We start from the raw sequence: 16,607 nt of genomic DNA, 5'->3' as shown, positions 1-16,607 counted from the left end.
ACAGTCGTTCTTGACCTGTCCTTTGTGGAAAACCTTTGGGTTCCGGCGGTCGTGGTGGCGCAGGATGGGGTCCGACCCCCGATCTTGCCGAGCCCGAGAGACAGCACGTGCTGCTACGACTACTCAGAACGCATCTGGTCCCCTACAAGAGAGCCATCGGCCTGCTGGTGGTGCTCCAGCTCCTCCAGACCTGCGCCAGCCTCTATCTGCCCACACTCAACGCCGACATCATCGACAACGGTGTCGTGAAGGGTGACACGGGCTACATCATCCAGTTCGGCGCTTTCATGATCGCCGTCAGCATCCTTCAGGTCATCGGCCAGATAGGCGCTGTCTACTACGGGGCGCGCACCGCCTCGGCCCTCGGCCGTGACGTGCGGGCCGCGATCTTCGACCGGGTGCAGAGCTTCTCCGCCCGTGAGGTCGGCCAGTTCGGGGCGCCGTCGCTGATCACCCGTACGACCAACGACGTCCAGCAGGTGCAGATGCTGGTGCTGATGTCGTTCACGCTGATGGTGTCCGCCCCGATCATGTGTGTCGGCGGCATCGTGATGGCGCTCGGCCAGGACGTGCCGCTGTCGGGGGTGCTGCTGGCCGTCGTACCGGTCCTCGGTGTCTCCGTGAGTCTGATCGTGAGGCGGATGCGCCCGCTGTTCCGCGCCATGCAGGAGCGGCTCGACACGGTGAACCGGGTGCTGCGCGAGCAGATCACCGGTAACCGCGTCATCCGGGCCTTCGTACGCGACGAGTACGAGAAGGGGCGGTTCAAGAAGGCCAACACCGACCTGACCGAGATGCAGTTGGCGACCGGCCGGCTGATGGCGCTGATGTTCCCGGTCGTGATGACGGTCGTGAACGTGTCGTCGGTCGCCGTCGTCTGGTTCGGCGCGCACCGCATCGACAGCGGCGGGATGCAGATCGGCGCGCTGACCGCGTTCCTCGCGTATCTGATGCAGATCGTGATGGCCGTGATGATGGCCACCTTCATGTTCATGATGGTGCCGCGTGCCGAGGTGTGCGCGGAGCGCATCGAGGAGGTGCTGGACACCAGGTCGAGTGTCGTGCCGCCGAAGATGCCGGTACGGGCGCTGCGCCGGCACGGTCATCTGGAGGTGCGGGGTGCGGAGTTCCGTTATCCGGGGGCCGAGGAGCCGGTGCTGCGGGAGGTGTCGCTGACCGCGCTGCCGGGCGAGACGACCGCCGTCATCGGCTCGACCGGCAGCGGCAAGTCGACCCTGCTGGGGCTGGTGCCCCGGCTGGTCGACGCGACCGCCGGCGAGGTGCTGGTGGACGGGGAGAACGTGCGCGGTCTCGACCCGGCCCTGCTGGCCAGGACGGTCGGTCTGGTGCCGCAGAAGCCGTATCTGTTCTCGGGGACGGTGGCGACGAATCTGCGGTACGGCAATCCGGACGCGACCGACGAGGAGCTGTGGCACGCGCTGGACGTCGCGCAGGCCAGGGAGTTCGTGACCGAGCTGGAGGGCGGGCTGAACGCGCCGATCTCGCAGGGCGGCACGAATGTCTCCGGCGGGCAGCGCCAGCGTCTGGCGATAGCGCGCACGCTGGTGCAGCGGCCGGAGATCTATCTGTTCGACGACTCGTTCTCCGCGCTCGACTACGCGACGGACGCGGCGCTGCGGGCCGCGCTGGGCCGGGAGACCGCCGAGGCGACGGTGGTGATCGTCGCCCAGCGGGTGGCGACCATCCGCGACGCCGACCGGATCATCGTCATGGACGAGGGCCGGGTGGTCGGTGAGGGCCGTCATCACGAGCTGATGGACGGGAACGAGACGTACCGGGAGATCGTGCTCTCCCAGCTGACCGAGGCGGAGGCGGCCTGATGAGCGGTCCTGGTGGACGCATGATGGCGGCCGGCGCGGGGGCTCCCGACCAGCGGTCGATGGACTTCAAGGGGTCCAGCAAGCGGCTGCTGCGGCAGCTGGCGCGGGAGAAGGTCACCCTGTGGTGGATGATCGCCGCGGGTGTGCTGAGCGTGGCGGCCTCGGTGGTCGGCCCGAAGATCCTCGGCGCGGCGACGGACCTGATCTTCGCGGGGGTCGTCGGCCGGCAGACGCCGGGGGGTGTCAGCAAGGAGGACACCGTCTCGCGGCTGCGGGAGGAGGGCGACAACGGGCTCGCCGATCTGCTCTCCGGGGTGGACTTCACACCGGGGCAGGGCATCGACTTCGACGCGGTCGGCCGGGTGCTGCTGGTGGCTCTGGCGGTGTACGTCGCGGCGGGGCTGCTGATGCTGGTCTCGACGCGGCTGTCGATCCGGGTCATCAACCTGACCATCTACCGGATGCGTGAGGACGTACAGGCCAAGCTGTCGCGGCTGCCGCTGTCGTACTTCGACCGGCAGCAGCGCGGCGAGGTGCTGAGCCGGGCGACGAACGACGTCGACAACATCTCGCAGACGCTCCAGCAGACGATGGGCCAGCTCATCAACTCACTGCTGACGATCGTCGGCGTGCTGGGGATGATGCTGTGGATCTCGCCGCTGCTGGCGCTGGTCGCGCTGGTGACGGTGCCGCTGTCGGTGCTGGTGGCGGCGAAGGTCGGCAAGCGCTCGCAGCCGCACTTCGTGCAGCAGTGGAAGTCCACGGGCACGCTGAACGCGCACGTCGAGGAGATGTACACCGGGCACGCCCTGGTGAAGGTCTTCGGGCGGCAGGACGAGTCGGCGCAGGCGTTCAAGGAGCAGAACGACGCGCTGTACGAGGCGGGCTTCAAGGCGCAGTTCAACAGCGGGATCATGCAGCCGCTGATGTTCTTCATCTCCAACATCAACTACGTGCTGGTGGCGGTCGTCGGCGGGCTGCGGGTCGCGTCGGGCACGCTGTCGATCGGTGATGTGCAGGCGTTCATCCAGTACTCGCGGCAGTTCTCGATGCCGCTGACGCAGGTGGCGTCGATGGCCAACCTCGTCCAGTCCGGGGTCGCGTCCGCCGAGCGGATCTTCGAACTGCTGGACGCGGACGAGCAGGAGAAGGACGCGCCGTCGGCGGAGCGACCGCACGAGCTGCGGGGACGGGTGGCGCTGGACAGCGTGGCGTTCCGCTACGAGCCGGACAAGCCGCTCATCGACGACCTGTCGCTGTCGGTGGAGCCCGGCCAGACGGTCGCGATCGTCGGCCCGACGGGCGCCGGCAAGACGACGCTCGTCAACCTGCTGATGCGGTTCTACGAGGTGACGGCCGGGCGGATCAGTCTGGACGACATCGACATCGCCACGATGTCGCGTGCGGACCTGCGGTCCCGAATAGGCATGGTCCTTCAGGACACCTGGCTGTTCGGCGGGACGATCGCGGAGAACATCGCGTACGGCGCGGCGCGCGAGGTCACCCGAGAGGAGATCGAGGAGGCGGCGCGGGCGGCGCACGCGGACCGGTTCATCCGGACGCTGCCCGACGGGTACGAGACGGTGATCGACGACGAGGGGTCGGGGGTCAGCGCGGGCGAGAAGCAGCTCATCACGATCGCGCGGGCGTTCCTGTCGGACCCGGTGATCCTGGTGCTGGACGAGGCGACCAGCTCGGTGGACACCCGTACGGAGGTGCTGATCCAGAAGGCGATGGCCCAACTGGCGCACGGGCGGACCAGTTTCGTGATCGCGCACCGGCTGTCCACGATCAGGGACGCGGATGTGATCCTGGTGATGGAGAACGGCGCGATCGTGGAACAGGGCACGCACGAGGAGCTGTTGGCGGCGTCGGGCGCGTACGCGCGGCTGTACGCGGCGCAGTTCGCGCAGGCGGTCGCGGAGGTGGACTAGAGCCAGTTCCTCCGGTGCCGGACGACCGCACGGGTGGTCGTCCGGCACGGGGGTGCGGCTCAGTCCAGATAGCCGCGCAGTTGGTCCGCGAACGCGTGGTCGCGGAGTTTGCTCAGGGTCTTGGACTCGATCTGCCGGATCCGCTCGCGTGTCACGCCGAAGATCCGGCCTATCTCCTCCAGGGTGCGCGGGCGGCCGTCCGCGAGGCCGTAGCGGAGCTGGACGACCTTGCGTTCGCGCTCGCCGAGGGTGGAGAGGACCGCCTCCAGATGCTCGCGGAGCAGCAGGAACGCGGCCGACTCCACGGGTGAGGCGGCGTCGCCGTCCTCGATCAGGTCCCCGAAGGCGACGTCGTCCTCCTCGCCGACCGGTGCGTGCAGCGAGACGGGTTCCTGGGCGAGCCGCAGGACCTCGCCGACCCGCTCGGGGGTCAGTTCCAGTTGGCCGGCGACCTCTTCGTGGGTGGGTTCGTAGCCGCGTTCCTGGAGCATGCGGCGCTGGACCCGGACGACGCGGTTGATCAGTTCGACCACATGGACGGGCACCCGGATCGTCCGGGCCTGGTCGGCGAGTGCGCGGGACATCGCCTGGCGGATCCACCACGTCGCGTACGTCGAGAACTTGTAGCCGCGCGCGTAGTCGAACTTCTCCACGGCCCGGATCAGGCCGAGGTTTCCCTCCTGGACGAGGTCGAGCATCGTCAGTCCGCGGCCGACGTAGCGCTTGGCGACGGAGACGACGAGCCGCAGATTCGCCTCGATCAGACGGCGTTTGGCCATCCGGCCGAGCACGACGAGCCGGTCGAGGTCGACGGCGAGCTGGGAGTCCAGGTCGGGTGTCGAGCCGAGCTTCTCCTCGGCGAAGAGTCCGGCCTCGACGCGGCGCGCGAGGTCCACCTCCTCGACGGCGGTGAGCAGCTTGATCCGTCCGATCTCCCGCAGATACTGCCGGAAGAGGTCGGAGGAGGGCCCGCCGCTGTCGGACTTGCCGCGCGTGCCGAGACGTTCCGGTATCTCGGGGATGTCGACCGGGTCCTCGGTGACGGTCTCCGGGACCGGCCCGGGGGGCGCCCCGGAAGTCGCCTCAGGGTGGTGCGCGGCACGGCTCTGCGGTGGAACCGCCGATGCCAGTTCGGTCTCGGTCAGGGTCTGGGTCTGCACGGGCGCGGCCTCCAGGGTGATCGCTGCCGGATCGGGGGCGTGCGGCAGCGGGACGTGGGCGGCCGGACCGCCGTCAGTCCCGTACACGATGAGCGGATCCGCGGGGGTGAGAGGTCCACCGTGGGTGGACCGGCCGCGCTCCGAGAACACAGGCACCGCTGCCCAGTGTGGCGTACGGCACAGGGCCGCCACGAGGGGTGTGCGGGGACTTTCTGAGTCCCGTGCGTAACCGGGCAGTTACCGAAGGATGTTTGAAACGGGGGGAGTTGGGGCCGGTGGGGCGGGAGTACGGGGAAACGAACCGGTCCGGCTAGAGGGCCGCGGCGCCGCTGTTGCGGAGGGACTGGCGGTACTGCTGGAGCACCCACAGCTCGTTCTGGACCGCCTGGTGGCGTTCGTGGTCCGCGCCCGTGCCCAGGCGGGCCAGGGTGCTCGTCACGTCGTGGATGCGCAGGTCGACCGCGCGCAGGCGGACGCGGACCAGCTGCTCCCCCGCGTACGCCTCGTCGATCGTCTTGCCGTGGAACACCTCCACCGCCAGCTCCGTGACCAGGGCGCGCACCGCGTCGTTCGGCGCGGCCTCGCGGACGCCCGCCAGATACTCCGGCGCGGACGCCATGCCCTGCTCGGCGCCGCCCGCGTCCTCGACGGCCCGGCGGACCGCCGCGTACGGCGGGGCGGTGAACTCGTCCACGCCGTACGCGTCGAACGCCGGGGAGACCAGCTCCGGGCGCTGGAGGGCGAGCTTCAGCAGCTCGCGCTCGGTGCGGTGGGCGGGGCTGCGGAGGTTGAGCGCGGGGCCGGAGAGCGCCGGGGACTGCCCGGAGTCGTACGAGGACGCGGCCGACGACGGGGACGACGACGAGGAGGAGGACGCCGGGCCGGCGGGGCCGCGACCGCCCCGGTCGCGCGCCCAACGCGCCATCTGTGCCACGCGCTTGACGACGAACTGGGTGTCCAGGATGCCGAGGATGCCGGCGAGCTGGACGGCGACCTCGTGCTGCGACGCGCCGTTCTTGATACGGGCCACGATGGGGCCCGCCTCGTCCAGCGCGGACGCGCGGCCCGCCGGGGTCTCCAGGTCGTACCGGGAGACGATCTGGCGGATCGCGAACTCGAAGAGCGGCGTGCGCGGTTCCACCAGGTCCTGGACCGCCGCGTCGCCCTTGTTGAGCCGCAGTTCGCACGGGTCCATGCCGTCGGGCGCGATCGCGATGTAGGTCTCGGCGGCGAACTTCTGGTCGTCCTCGAAGGCGCGCAGCGCGGCCTTCTGGCCGGCCGCGTCACCGTCGAAGGTGAAGATCACCCGTGCGCTGCCGTTGTCCATCAGGAGCCGGCGCAGGATCTTGATGTGGTCGGTGCCGAAGGCCGTGCCGCAGGTGGCGATGGCGGTGGTGATCCCGGCCAGATGGCAGGCCATCACGTCCGTGTACCCCTCGACCACCACCGCGCGGCTGGCCTTGGCGATGTCCTTCTTGGCGAGGTCGACGCCGTACAGGACCTGCGACTTCTTGTAGATCGCGGTGTCGGGGGTGTTCAGATACTTCGGCCCGTTGTCGTCGTCGCGCAGCTTGCGCGCGCCGAAGCCGACGACTTCGCCCGAGATGTCGCGGATCGGCCACATCAGCCGGCCCCGGAACCGGTCGATCGGTCCCCGGCGGCCGTCCTGGGAGAGCCCGGCGAGCAGCAGTTCCTTGTCGCTGAAGCCCTTCCCGCGCAGGAACCGGGTCAGATGGTCCCAGCCCGCCGGGCTGTAGCCGACCCCGAAATGCTCGGCCGCCGACTGGTCGAAGCCGCGCTCGGCGAGGAACTTCCGGCCGATCGCGGCCTCTTCGCCGCCGAGCTGCTCCACATAGAAATCGGCCGCCGCCTTGTGCGCCTCCACCAGCCGGATGCGCTCGCCGCGCTGGTGGGTGGGGTTGTACCCGCCTTCCTCGTACCGCAGGGTGATGCCCGCCTTGGCGGCGAGACGCTCGACCGTCTCGGAGAAGGAGAGATGGTCGATCTTCATCACGAAGGCGATGGTGTCCCCGCCCTCCTGGCAGCCGAAGCAGTGGAAGAGACCCTTGCTCGGACTGACCTGGAAGGACGGGGACTTCTCGTCGTGGAAGGGGCAGAGCCCCTTCATGTTGCCGCCGCCGGCCGGGCGCAGTTGCAGATACTCGGACACGACGGTGTCGATCGGGACCGCGTCCCGAACCACCTTCACGTCGTCATCGTTGATCCTGCCTGCCACGCGAGAATTCTACGGGGGCGCACCGACAGTCGCCGACGCCCGGTCGCCTGACCGGGTGCGCGGGCCGGTCAGGTGCCGAGCGTGTCCAGGGCCACCGTCGGGTCCGCGAGGGCGTCGAGGTCCTGCCGGGCGCCGGAGCGGATGAGCCGCTGGATGTCGCCGGTGACGTCCCACACGTTGACGTTCATGCCCGCGAGCACCCGGCGGTCCTTCAGCCAGAAGGCGATGAACTCCCGCTTGCCGGCGTCGCCGCGCACCACGACCTGGTCGTAACTGCCCGGCGGCGCCCAGCCCGAGTACTCCAGCCCCAGGTCGTACTGGTCGGAGAAGAAGTACGGCAGGCGGTCGTACGTCACGTCCTGGCCGAGCATCGAGCGGGCGGCGGCGGGGCCGCCGTTGAGCGCGTTGGCCCAGTGTTCGACGCGCAGCCGGTCCGTCGGCAGCTCGGTGCTGGGCAGCGAGAACGGGACGGAGGCCACGTCGCCCGCCGCGTAGATGTCCGGGTCGGAGGTGCGCAGGCCCAGGTCGACGGCGATGCCGCCGCCGCGCCCGCGGTCCACGAGGTCGAGACCGGCGGCCTCGGCGAGTCCCGTACGGGGCGCGGCGCCGATCGCGGCGAGCACGTCGTGCGCCAGGTGCTCCTCGCCGTCGTCCGTACGGACGGAGAGGACCATGCCGTCCTGGCCGACGATCTCGGTGAGCCGGGCGCCGAAGTGGAACCGTACGCCGTGCTCGCCGTGCAGTTCGGTGAAGAGCTGTCCCAGCTCCGGGCCGATGACCTGGTGCAGGGGCGTGGGGTGCGGTTCGACGACGGTGACCTCGGCGCCGTAACCGCGCGCGGCGGCGGCGACCTCCAGGCCGATCCAGCCGGCGCCCGCGATGATCAGATGGCCGTTGTCGCGGCCGAGGGCGGACAGCACATGGCGCAGCCGGTCGCCGTGGGCGAGCCTGCGCAGATGGTGGACGCCCGCGAGGTCGGTGCCGGGGATGTCGAGGCGGCGGGGTTCGGAGCCGGTGGCGATGAGCAGCTTGTCGTAGCGCACGGAGCTGCCGTCGCCGAGGTGGACGCAGCGGGATTCGCGGTCGATCTCGGTGACCGTCTGGCCGAGGTGGAGCTCGACCTGGTGCTGGGCGTACCAGGCGGGTTCGTGGACGAAGACGCTGTCGCGCTCCTCCTTGCCGGTCAGGAAGCCCTTGGACAGCGGGGGGCGTTCGTAGGGGTGGTCTCCCTCGTCACCGATGACGATCACTCGGCCGGTGAATCCGTCGGAACGGAGGGTTTCCGCGGCCTTCGCCCCGGCCAGCCCACCCCCGACGATGACGAATGTCCGATGTGCGTCGACCACTTGATGCCTCCTCGTTACGCTGCCGCCATCTGTGAGCGTCCCGCACGGAGCGTGATGGCGAAAGGGGGGAGGCTCCACGGGCATGGTTCCGGCTTGATGTGGCTACCTTGCTACACGCGTCACCCCTGAGGCGGACGGCTCGACCGCTTTGGCCGTTGGCTGAATATGACGGGTGCGGCTCGGACAGTACGACGGCCGGTACGGCGGCGGTCAGGTGCGTCCTGTGAGCGCCGTGTGCAGGGACCGTGCCGCCGCGTCCGTGAGAGAGGCGATCTGGTCGACGATCACGCGCTTGCGGGCGCGGTCGTCCGGCGCCGTCTCGAAGAGCGCGCGGAACTGGGGGTCCAGGCCCTCGGGAGCGCGGGCCGTCAGGCTCCAGGCGAGTTCGGCGAGGACGATGCGCTGGTCCGCGCGGAGGGATTCCTGGTCGGCGCGCTGCATCACATAGCGGTGGGCGACGGCCTTCAGTACGGCGCATTCGTCGCGCGCCTCGCGCGGGACGACCAGGGAGGCGCCGTAGCGGGTGAGCCGTCCGGTGCCGTACTCGGCGCGGGTCGCGCCCTCGGCGGCGAGACAGAACCGGCCGATGAGCTGGCTGGTGGCGTCCTTGAGCCCGGCCTGGGCGACGGCCGTCCCGTCGTAGCCGTGCGGCCACCACTCCTCGGCCATGAGGCGGTCGAGCGCGGCGGCCAGCGCTCCCGGTTCGGTGTCGTGCGGTACGTAGCGGCCGATCGCGACCGCCCAGATCTCGTCCCGTTCGGCCGCGGAGCGCAGCGTCCTCGGGTCGAGGTGCCCGGCGTGCAGGCCGTCCTCGAAGTCGTGCACCGAATACGCGACGTCGTCGGCCCAGTCCATGACCTGGGCCTCGAAGCAGGTGCGGTTCGGCGGGGCGCCGCGCCTGGCCCATTCGAAGACCGGCAGGTCGTCCTCGTACACGCCGAACTTCACCGAGCCGGGGTCGGTGGGGTGCGCGCCCTGCGGCCAGGGGTACTTCGTCGCGGCGTCGAGGACGGCGCGGGTGAGGTTGAGGCCGACGCTGACGAGGCGGGCGCCCGCGCCGGTCTCCTCGTACGTCTCCACGGCCGCCTCGGCGCGCGGTGCGGTGAGCGCCGGGGACACCGAGTCGGCGCGGACGAAACGCTTCGGCTCGATGCGGGTGAGCAGGCGCAGCGACTGGGCGTTGCCCTCGAAGCCGCCGCAGTCCTTGGCGAAGTCGTTCAGCACCTGTTCGCCGTTGTGGCCGAACGGCGGGTGGCCCATGTCGTGCGAGAGGCACGCCGTCTCCACGAGGTCCGGGTCGCAGCCGAGCGCGGCGCCGAGTTCGCGGCCCACCTGGGCGCACTCCAGGGAGTGCGTCAGCCGGGTGCGTGGGCTGGCGTCCCACTCCCGGCTCTGCGAGCCGGGTGTCACGACCTGGGTCTTGCCCGCGAGCCGGCGCAGGGCAGAGGAGTGCAGGACGCGGGCGCGGTCGCGCTGGAAGGCGGTGCGGCCGGGGCGCTTGTCGGGTTCGGCCGAGAAACGCGCGGTGTCCGCCTCGTCGTAGGCGTGGTCGTCATGAGGTGCGGTGATGCCTTCCATGCGTCGAAGGTAACCGGGCCGGCGGCCCGGTGGTCCCGCTGCCGGACGTGACACTCGTCGTAACGGCGCAGCAGGAGGCGGGCCAGGTCCGGATGGTCGCCGAGCGGGGCGGCGGCGATCCAGGGCGCGTGGGCGGCCACGTCGGCGGCGGCGCGCGTCGCGAAGTGGCCGGGGGCGGTGAAGTACGACGCGAGCGCGATCCGGCTCCGGCCGCGCGCGGCGAGGTCGCGTACGGCGTCGGGGACGGTGGGCGCGGCGGCCGACGCGTACGCGGGGACGACGGGCACTCCGCCGAGCCGGGCGCTGAGCAGCGCGGCCGTGCGGCGGGTGGCCGCGGCCGACCGTGGGTCGCGCGAGCCGGCGGCGGCGAGGACGACGCCGGTGCCGGCCGCCCGGTGCGGCTCGTCGCGCCAGCCGGCCTCCACCAGGCGCGCGTGCAGCGTCCGGACCAGCAGCGGGTGCGGGCCGAGGGGCGCGGCGATCGTGGTGCGCAGCCGGGGCGCGGCGGCGGCCGCGGCCGGCAGGTCGTGGGTGATGTGGTGGCCGGGTCCGAGCAGCAGCGGTACGAGGACGGCCCGGCCGCCTCCCAGGGAGGCGAGCGTGTCGGTGAGGGACGGCTGCTCGATCTCGATGTGCCCGAGCCGGACGGTGAGCCGGGGCCGGTACCGCTGGACCCGGCGCAGCAGGGCCCGGACGGTGCGCAGGGCAGCGGGGTCACGGCTGCCGTGGGCGACGACGACGAGGGTGGGAGCAGGGGTGGGCGGCTCATCCATGGGCCGATCCTGCGGGGCGGACGTTGCCGGGTGGTTGCCGGGTGTGTCGTGAAGGTTTTCCAGGTGCTCACAGGCGGGAGGCGGTCGCGGCGAACTCTTCGGCGGCGCCGATCGTCCTACGGAGTACGTACGGATGATGGGGACTCATGTTCAAGCCGAAGATGCCGGGGATGGCCCAGCTGCGGAAGACGCGGCTGCGGAAGACGCGGCTGCCCTCCGTACGACTGTCGTCCCTGCGACCGCCCTCCGTACGGCTGCCGAGGACGCGGCGCGGGCAACGGCGCGCGGTGCAGGCCGTCATGGTCGGGTGCGTCCTGGCGCTGGTGCCCGCGACCTGGCTGTACACGACGGCCGACGCCCATGTCCGCGACCTCGCCGACGTACCCGCGCGGGAGGTCGTGGTCGTCTTCGGCGCCGGTCTGCGCGACGGCGCGCCGACCCCGTATCTGGCGCACCGGCTCGACGCCGCCGCCGAGCTGTACGAGGGCGGAAAGGTGAAGGTCGTGCTCGTCACCGGGGACAACAGCCGGGAGGAGTACGACGAACCGGACGCCATGCGGACGTATCTGACGGCGCGTGGGGTGCCGGACGAGCGGATAGTCAGCGACTTCGCGGGCTTCGACACGTGGGACAGCTGCGTCCGGGCGAAGAAGATCTTCGGGGTCGAGCGGGCGGTGCTGGTGACGCAGGGGTTCCATGTGCGGCGCGCGGTCGCGCTCTGCCGGGCGGCGGGCGTCGACTCGTACGGGGTCGGGGTCGCCGAACGGCGCGACGCGACCTGGTACTACGGCGGGGTCCGGGAGCTGGCGGCGGCGGGCAAGGCGGCGCTCGACGCGGTGACGCGGCCCGATCCGCACTTCCTGGGCCCGGTCGAGACGGGTGTCCGCGAGGCACTGGCGAAGTGACCGGGGTCGTACGGGACGCGCCTCACATCGGCGGGACGGGGCGCGGGAGGTCCGCGTGCCGGGGGCGTAACCGCGTACGGCCGGGGCCGTAACACCCGCCGCGCAGGCTGGTGCCATGACCGATGCCGCCGGTGACGACGCCGTTCCCACCCACTGCCCGTACTGCGCGCTGCAGTGCGGGATGAGTCTGCGGCGTACGGCGGACGACCCCGGCGTCGAGGTCGTCGAACGCCCGGAATTCCCCGTCAACCGGGGCGCGCTGTGCGGCAAGGGGCGTACGGCGGCGGCCGTGCTGTCCTCGCGGGTACGGCTGACCGGACCGCTCGTGCGGCGGTCGAAGGACGGCCCGCTCGAACCCGCCGGCTGGGACGAGGCGCTGGGCGCCGTCGCCGCCGGTCTGACGGCGGCGCGGGCGGGCCACGGGCCGGACGCGGTGGGTGTCTTCGGCGGGGGCGGGCTGACGAACGAGAAGGCGTACGCGCTCGGCAAGTTCGCCCGCGTCGTGCTCGGGACCTCGCAGATCGACTACAACGGGCGTTTCTGCATGTCGTCGGCCGCCGCCGGGCATCAGCGGGCGTTCGGGCTGGACCGGGGGATGCCGTTCCCGCTGGCGGACGTCGCGCGTACGGGGTGCGTCATCCTGGTCGGCTCGAACCTCGCCGAGACGATGCCGCCCGCGCTGCGGTATCTGACCGAACTGCGCGAGAACGGCGGCACGTTGATCGTCGTCGACCCGCGCAGGACCAGAACTGCCGAACAGGCGGACCTCCATCTGGCCCCCCGGCCCGGCACCGATCTGGCCCTGGCGCTGGGCCTGACGCACCTGGTGGTGGCGCGGGGCCGGACGGACGAGGAGTTCGTGCGGGAGCGGACGACCGGCTGGCCGGCCGCCAGGGCGGCGGTGATGGCGCACTGGCCGGAGCACGTCGAGCGCGTCACGGGCGTCCCGGTGCCCCAACTCCGGGAAGCGGTGCGGCTGTTCTGCGACGCGCCGACGGGCATGGTGCTCACGGCGCGCGGCCCCGAGCAGCAGTCCAAGGGCACCGACACCGTGGGCGCCTGGATCAACCTGTGTCTCGCGACGGGCCGCGCGGGCCGGCCGCTGTCCGGCTACGGCTGCCTCACCGGGCAGGGCAACGGCCAGGGCGGACGCGAACACGGGCAGAAGGCCGACCAGTTGCCCGGCTACCGCAAGCTGACCGACCCGGCCGCGCGGGAGCACGTGGCGCGGGTGTGGGGCGTGGCCCCGGACTCGCTGCCGGGTCCGGGGCGCAGCGCGTACGAACTGCTCGACGCGCTGGGCGGCGACGTCAGGGCGCTGCTGCTGATGGGCTCCAACCCGGTCGTCTCGGCGCCGCGCGCCGCGCACATCGAGGGGCGGCTGCGCTCGCTGGACTTCCTGGCGGTGGCGGACGTGGTGCTCTCGGAGACGGCGGCGCTGGCCGATGTCGTGCTGCCGGTGACGCAGTGGGCGGAGGAGACGGGCACGACGACGAGCCTGGAGGGCCGGGTCCTGCTGCGCCGCCGCGCGCTGACCCCGCCACCGGGCGTACGGACGGACCTCCAGCTGCTGCACGGCCTCGCCGCCCTGCTCGGGCACGAGAAGGGCTTCCCGCCGGACCCGGAGGAGGTCTTCGACGAACTGCGCCGGGCGTCGGCGGGCGGCCCCGCGGACTACTCGGGGATCACCTACCGGCGGATCGCGGCGGAGGACGGGGTGTTCTGGCCGTGCCCAAAGGAGGGCCACCCCGGCACGCCCCGGCTGTTCCTCGACCGGTTCGCGACGGAGGACGGGCGGGCCCGCTTCGTACCGGTGGTCCACCGCCCGGCCGGCGAGGAGACGGACGCGGAGTATCCGGTGCTGCTCACCACCGGGCGGGTGGTGGCGCAGTACCAGTCGGGGGCGCAGACGCGGCGGGTCGCGGAGCTGAACGAGGCCGCGCCGGGACCCTTCGTCGAGTTGCATCCCCGGCTCGCGGAGCGCGTCGGGGTGGCAGACGGCGAACTCCTGGCCGTGGTGTCTCGGCGGGGGCGGGCGGTGGCGCCCGCGCGGGTCACGGACGCGATCCGCGCGGACACCGTCTTCATGCCGTTCCACTGGCCGGGCGAGGGCCGGGCGAACAATCTGACCAACCCGGCGCTCGACCCGGTCTCCCGTATGCCGGAGTTCAAGGTGTGCGCGGTGCGCCTGGAGCGGGCGGGATGACGGGAAGCAGCAGGTACGAGGCGTGCTCGCCGCCCGTGTGGACGGTGGTCAGACCGTCGTACGTGCCCGCCACCCGGTCGCGGTCGTCGTTGTGCAGGAACGGTCCGCACCCGGTGAGGTCGTTCTTCAGGTTGGACAGCCGGGCGCTGGGGCCCGGGTAGACGTAGTCCTTGCCGCGTACCTGGAGCGCGATCCGGTACCCGGCCGGGACGACCAGACAGGTCGGCAGGATCTCGATGTCGAGCGCGTACACCTCCCCCGGCTCCAGCGGCTCGGCGCGCTCGTGCAGGTGGTACGGGCGGTGGGCGGTGGTCAGTTCGGGGTCGAGGCGGCGCCGCGAGGCCCGCAGCCAGCCCTGGGCGACGGGGGTGTGCGGGTCCAGCGCGCCCTGGAAGACGACCTCGTCGCCGTCCGGCGAGTAGACCCGTACGACGAGGAACAGGTCGGCGTCGGCGGTGCTGCTGGAGACATACAGCCTGGCCGCCAGCGGGCCGGTGATCTCGGTCTCCTCGGTGAGCGGCGGGGTGCTGAACTCCACGCCGTCGCCGAGGGCTTCGAACTGCGCCGTCGCCCCGGCGGCGGGCGCCTCCGTACGGAGGGAGGGGCCGGCCGCGTCCAGATGGAGTGCCGTCCACCGGGTGGACGGCAGCGGCCAGGCGTCCTCGCCGCGCTCCGTGAAGGTCGCGTCGACGTGCCGGATCTGGAGCTGTACGGCCGGGCGGTCCTCCCAGCCGTTGGGCTCGTCCTTCAGATAGCGGTCGAAGAACCTCTTTTGGAGGTCGACGCCGTAGTCGGTGTAGAACAGCGGCCAGTGCGCGTGTCCGTGCATCTCCAGCCACTTGGCGCCGGAAGCGGCCCGTACGAAGCCCTCGACGTTGCCGCGCAGGTGCAGTCCCTGGCCGCCCCAGTTGCCGCAGCTGAGGACGGGTACGTCGATGGCGTCCCAGTCGGCGGACCGGTCGCGGTGGTACGCGTCGAAGAACGGGTGCGCGGCGATGTCGGCGCCCAGGTCGGTGCGGTTCTCGGCCAGTTCGGCGGCGTCGAGCAGGTCGTCGCCGCAGATGAGCTGCCCCGTGTTCGGGTTGCGCCCGCCGCTCTCGCCGACGCCGTACTGGACGGTCTTGACCTGCATGTCGTACCAGTGGTCCCAGAAGGTGGAGCGGATGCCTCCTTGGTAGGAGCCGTCGCGGTAGAAGTCCGACGCGCCCTCCCACGGACAGATCGCGGCCAGGTGCGGGGGCCGCAGGGAGGCGACCTGCCACTGGTTCATCGCGTAGTAGGAGATGCCGTTGAGTCCGACGCGGCCGTTGCTCCAGTCGCGGGTGCCCGCCCATTCGACGCAGTCGTGGAAGTCGCGGGTCTCGCGCGGCGAGAACGGGTCGACGCGGCCGGGTGAGCGGCCGGTCCCCCGCGAGTCGACACGCACGCACGCGTAACCGTGCGGCACCCACTTCTCCGGGTCGACGACCTCCCAGTTCTGGTACGTGTTCGAGGTGCCGGTCACGGTGTCGGGATGGTCGCGCGCCATGGCCTCCCAGGCGCTGGGGTAGCCGCGTTCGAAGGGCAGGCCCTTGGCGTACGGGCCGTACGTCATGATCACCGGTACCGGTCCGCCGGTCGCCGGGCGGAAGACGTCCGCCCGCAGGACGATCCCGTCGTCCATCTCGACGGGCACGTCCCACTCGACCCGCATGCCGTGGACGATCTCGGTCCGGTACGGCCGTGCGTCGTCGTCGTGGTGGGGCATTTCTCGCTCCTCGCAACTGAGCTGTGGAATAAGGACGGTGGAGGGCCGCGCGCGTCAGCGGTTGACGTGCAGATGCCAGGGCGCGAGCCGGCGCAGCGCCGCCTCGGTCCCGGTGCGCGCGGCGATGCCGAGCACGGCCAGCACGAGGACGGCGACGAACGCGGCGTCCTGGTCGAACGAGCGGGCGTTGGTGAGGATGAACGTGCCGAGCCCCGGCAGGCTGGCCAGGAACTCCACCGCCACCGCGCCGACCAGCGCCCGGCCGACAGCGACCTGGACACCGGCGACGACGAACGGGAGGGTGGCGGGCAGCAGTACGTCGATCACCACCCGGGGCCGGGACAGCCGCAGCATCCGGGCGAGTTCGGACAGCTGGAGCGGGACGTTCCGGGCGCCGTCGCCCGTGCTGACCACGCACGGCAGGAGCGCCGAGAGGGCGATGACGGCGAGCCGCGTGTCGCCGGAGTAGCCGAGCCAGATCGTCGCCATCGGGACGATCGCGAGCATCGGCATGGCGTACAGACCGCTGATGTACGGCGAGGTGAGATGGCGCAGCCAGGGCACCCGTCCCACCGCGAGGCCGAGCGCGGTGCCCGCGACGCAGCCGATGAGCAGGCCGAGCAGCACGCCGCCGAGGGTCTCGCCCAGCGCCGTACCGAAGTCCGACGAGGTGAGGGTCGGCCAGGCGGCGCCGGCGACACCGGAGGGAGTGGGCAGATAGTCGGGCAGCCACAGCCGTACGGAGATCTCCCAGACGGCCAGGACGAGGGCGGCGACGGTCAGCTTCCCGAGGATGTCCGCGCGCCGGGAGAGGGGTCGGTCGGCGCGCGGACATCCTCGGGAAGCTGACCGTCGCCGCCCTCGTCCTGGCCGTCTGGGAG

General features: G+C 71.6%; 10 protein-coding genes and 1 pseudogene. 4 read left to right on the top strand and 7 right to left on the bottom strand.

Annotation, left to right across the window (positions count from 1 at the left end; translation table 11 throughout):
• The first annotated feature begins 107 nt into the window (after positions 1-107).
• Positions 108-1,841, top strand: a complete 1,734-nt coding sequence (locus tag BHU15_RS18360) for an ABC transporter ATP-binding protein (RefSeq protein WP_069628185.1) — start codon at positions 108-110, stop codon at positions 1,839-1,841.
• Entirely contained in the window at positions 1,841-3,775 is a 1,935-nt protein-coding gene (locus tag BHU15_RS18355) for an ABC transporter ATP-binding protein (protein ID WP_069628184.1), read from the top strand. Before BHU15_RS18360 ends, BHU15_RS18355 begins: the two co-directional genes overlap by 1 nt.
• A 59-nt stretch (positions 3,776-3,834) precedes the next feature.
• Here the strand turns inward: BHU15_RS18355 and BHU15_RS18350 are convergent, their stop codons facing one another.
• The 5 genes and pseudogenes from BHU15_RS18350 to BHU15_RS18330 form a co-directional block, all read right to left on the bottom strand.
• Positions 3,835-5,091: an RNA polymerase sigma factor gene (locus BHU15_RS18350; protein WP_069628183.1), complete on the bottom strand. Its 1,257-nt coding sequence runs from the start codon at positions 5,089-5,091 to the stop codon at positions 3,835-3,837.
• Between the two features lie 154 nt (positions 5,092-5,245).
• The gene (dnaG, locus tag BHU15_RS18345; protein WP_069628182.1) at positions 5,246-7,171 is read right to left on the bottom strand and encodes a DNA primase; all 1,926 of its coding nucleotides are present in this window, start codon (positions 7,169-7,171) and stop codon (positions 5,246-5,248) included.
• A 68-nt stretch (positions 7,172-7,239) separates the two neighbouring features.
• The gene (locus BHU15_RS18340) at positions 7,240-8,517 is read right to left on the bottom strand and encodes an NAD(P)/FAD-dependent oxidoreductase (protein ID WP_069628181.1); all 1,278 of its coding nucleotides are present in this window, start codon (positions 8,515-8,517) and stop codon (positions 7,240-7,242) included.
• A 210-nt stretch (positions 8,518-8,727) separates the two neighbouring features.
• A complete protein-coding gene (locus BHU15_RS18335; RefSeq protein ID WP_069628180.1) occupies positions 8,728-10,095 on the bottom strand; it encodes a deoxyguanosinetriphosphate triphosphohydrolase in 1,368 nt (455 codons plus the stop codon).
• Between the two features lie 53 nt (positions 10,096-10,148).
• Positions 10,149-10,868: pseudogene (locus BHU15_RS18330) on the bottom strand (sirohydrochlorin chelatase); the annotation flags it as partial.
• Between the two features lie 146 nt (positions 10,869-11,014).
• Between BHU15_RS18330 and BHU15_RS18325 the strand changes: the two are divergent.
• Positions 11,015-11,773 carry a SanA/YdcF family protein gene (locus BHU15_RS18325; RefSeq protein ID WP_247748606.1) on the top strand — a complete coding sequence of 253 codons (759 nt, stop codon included), beginning with the start codon at positions 11,015-11,017 and terminating at the stop codon, positions 11,771-11,773.
• Positions 11,774-11,888: 115 nt separating this feature from the next.
• On the top strand, positions 11,889-13,979 hold the full coding sequence (locus tag BHU15_RS18320; RefSeq protein ID WP_069628179.1) for a molybdopterin oxidoreductase family protein: 2,091 nt from the start codon (positions 11,889-11,891) through the stop codon (positions 13,977-13,979).
• On the opposite strand, the gene BHU15_RS18315 is transcribed toward BHU15_RS18320, so the two are convergent.
• Positions 13,942-15,726 carry a CocE/NonD family hydrolase gene (locus tag BHU15_RS18315; RefSeq protein WP_069628178.1) on the bottom strand — a complete coding sequence of 595 codons (1,785 nt, stop codon included), beginning with the start codon at positions 15,724-15,726 and terminating at the stop codon, positions 13,942-13,944. The genes BHU15_RS18320 and BHU15_RS18315 overlap by 38 nt on opposite strands.
• A gap of 54 nt (positions 15,727-15,780) precedes the next feature.
• On the bottom strand, positions 15,781-16,607 hold an 827-nt coding region (locus BHU15_RS18310; protein WP_069628177.1), incomplete at its 5' end, for an ABC transporter permease.

It is taken from the genome of Streptomyces niveus (assembly GCF_001723055.1).
GTDB lineage: Bacteria > Actinomycetota > Actinomycetes > Streptomycetales > Streptomycetaceae > Streptomyces > Streptomyces niveus.
This window is presented reverse-complemented; position numbering and strand designations above follow the sequence as displayed.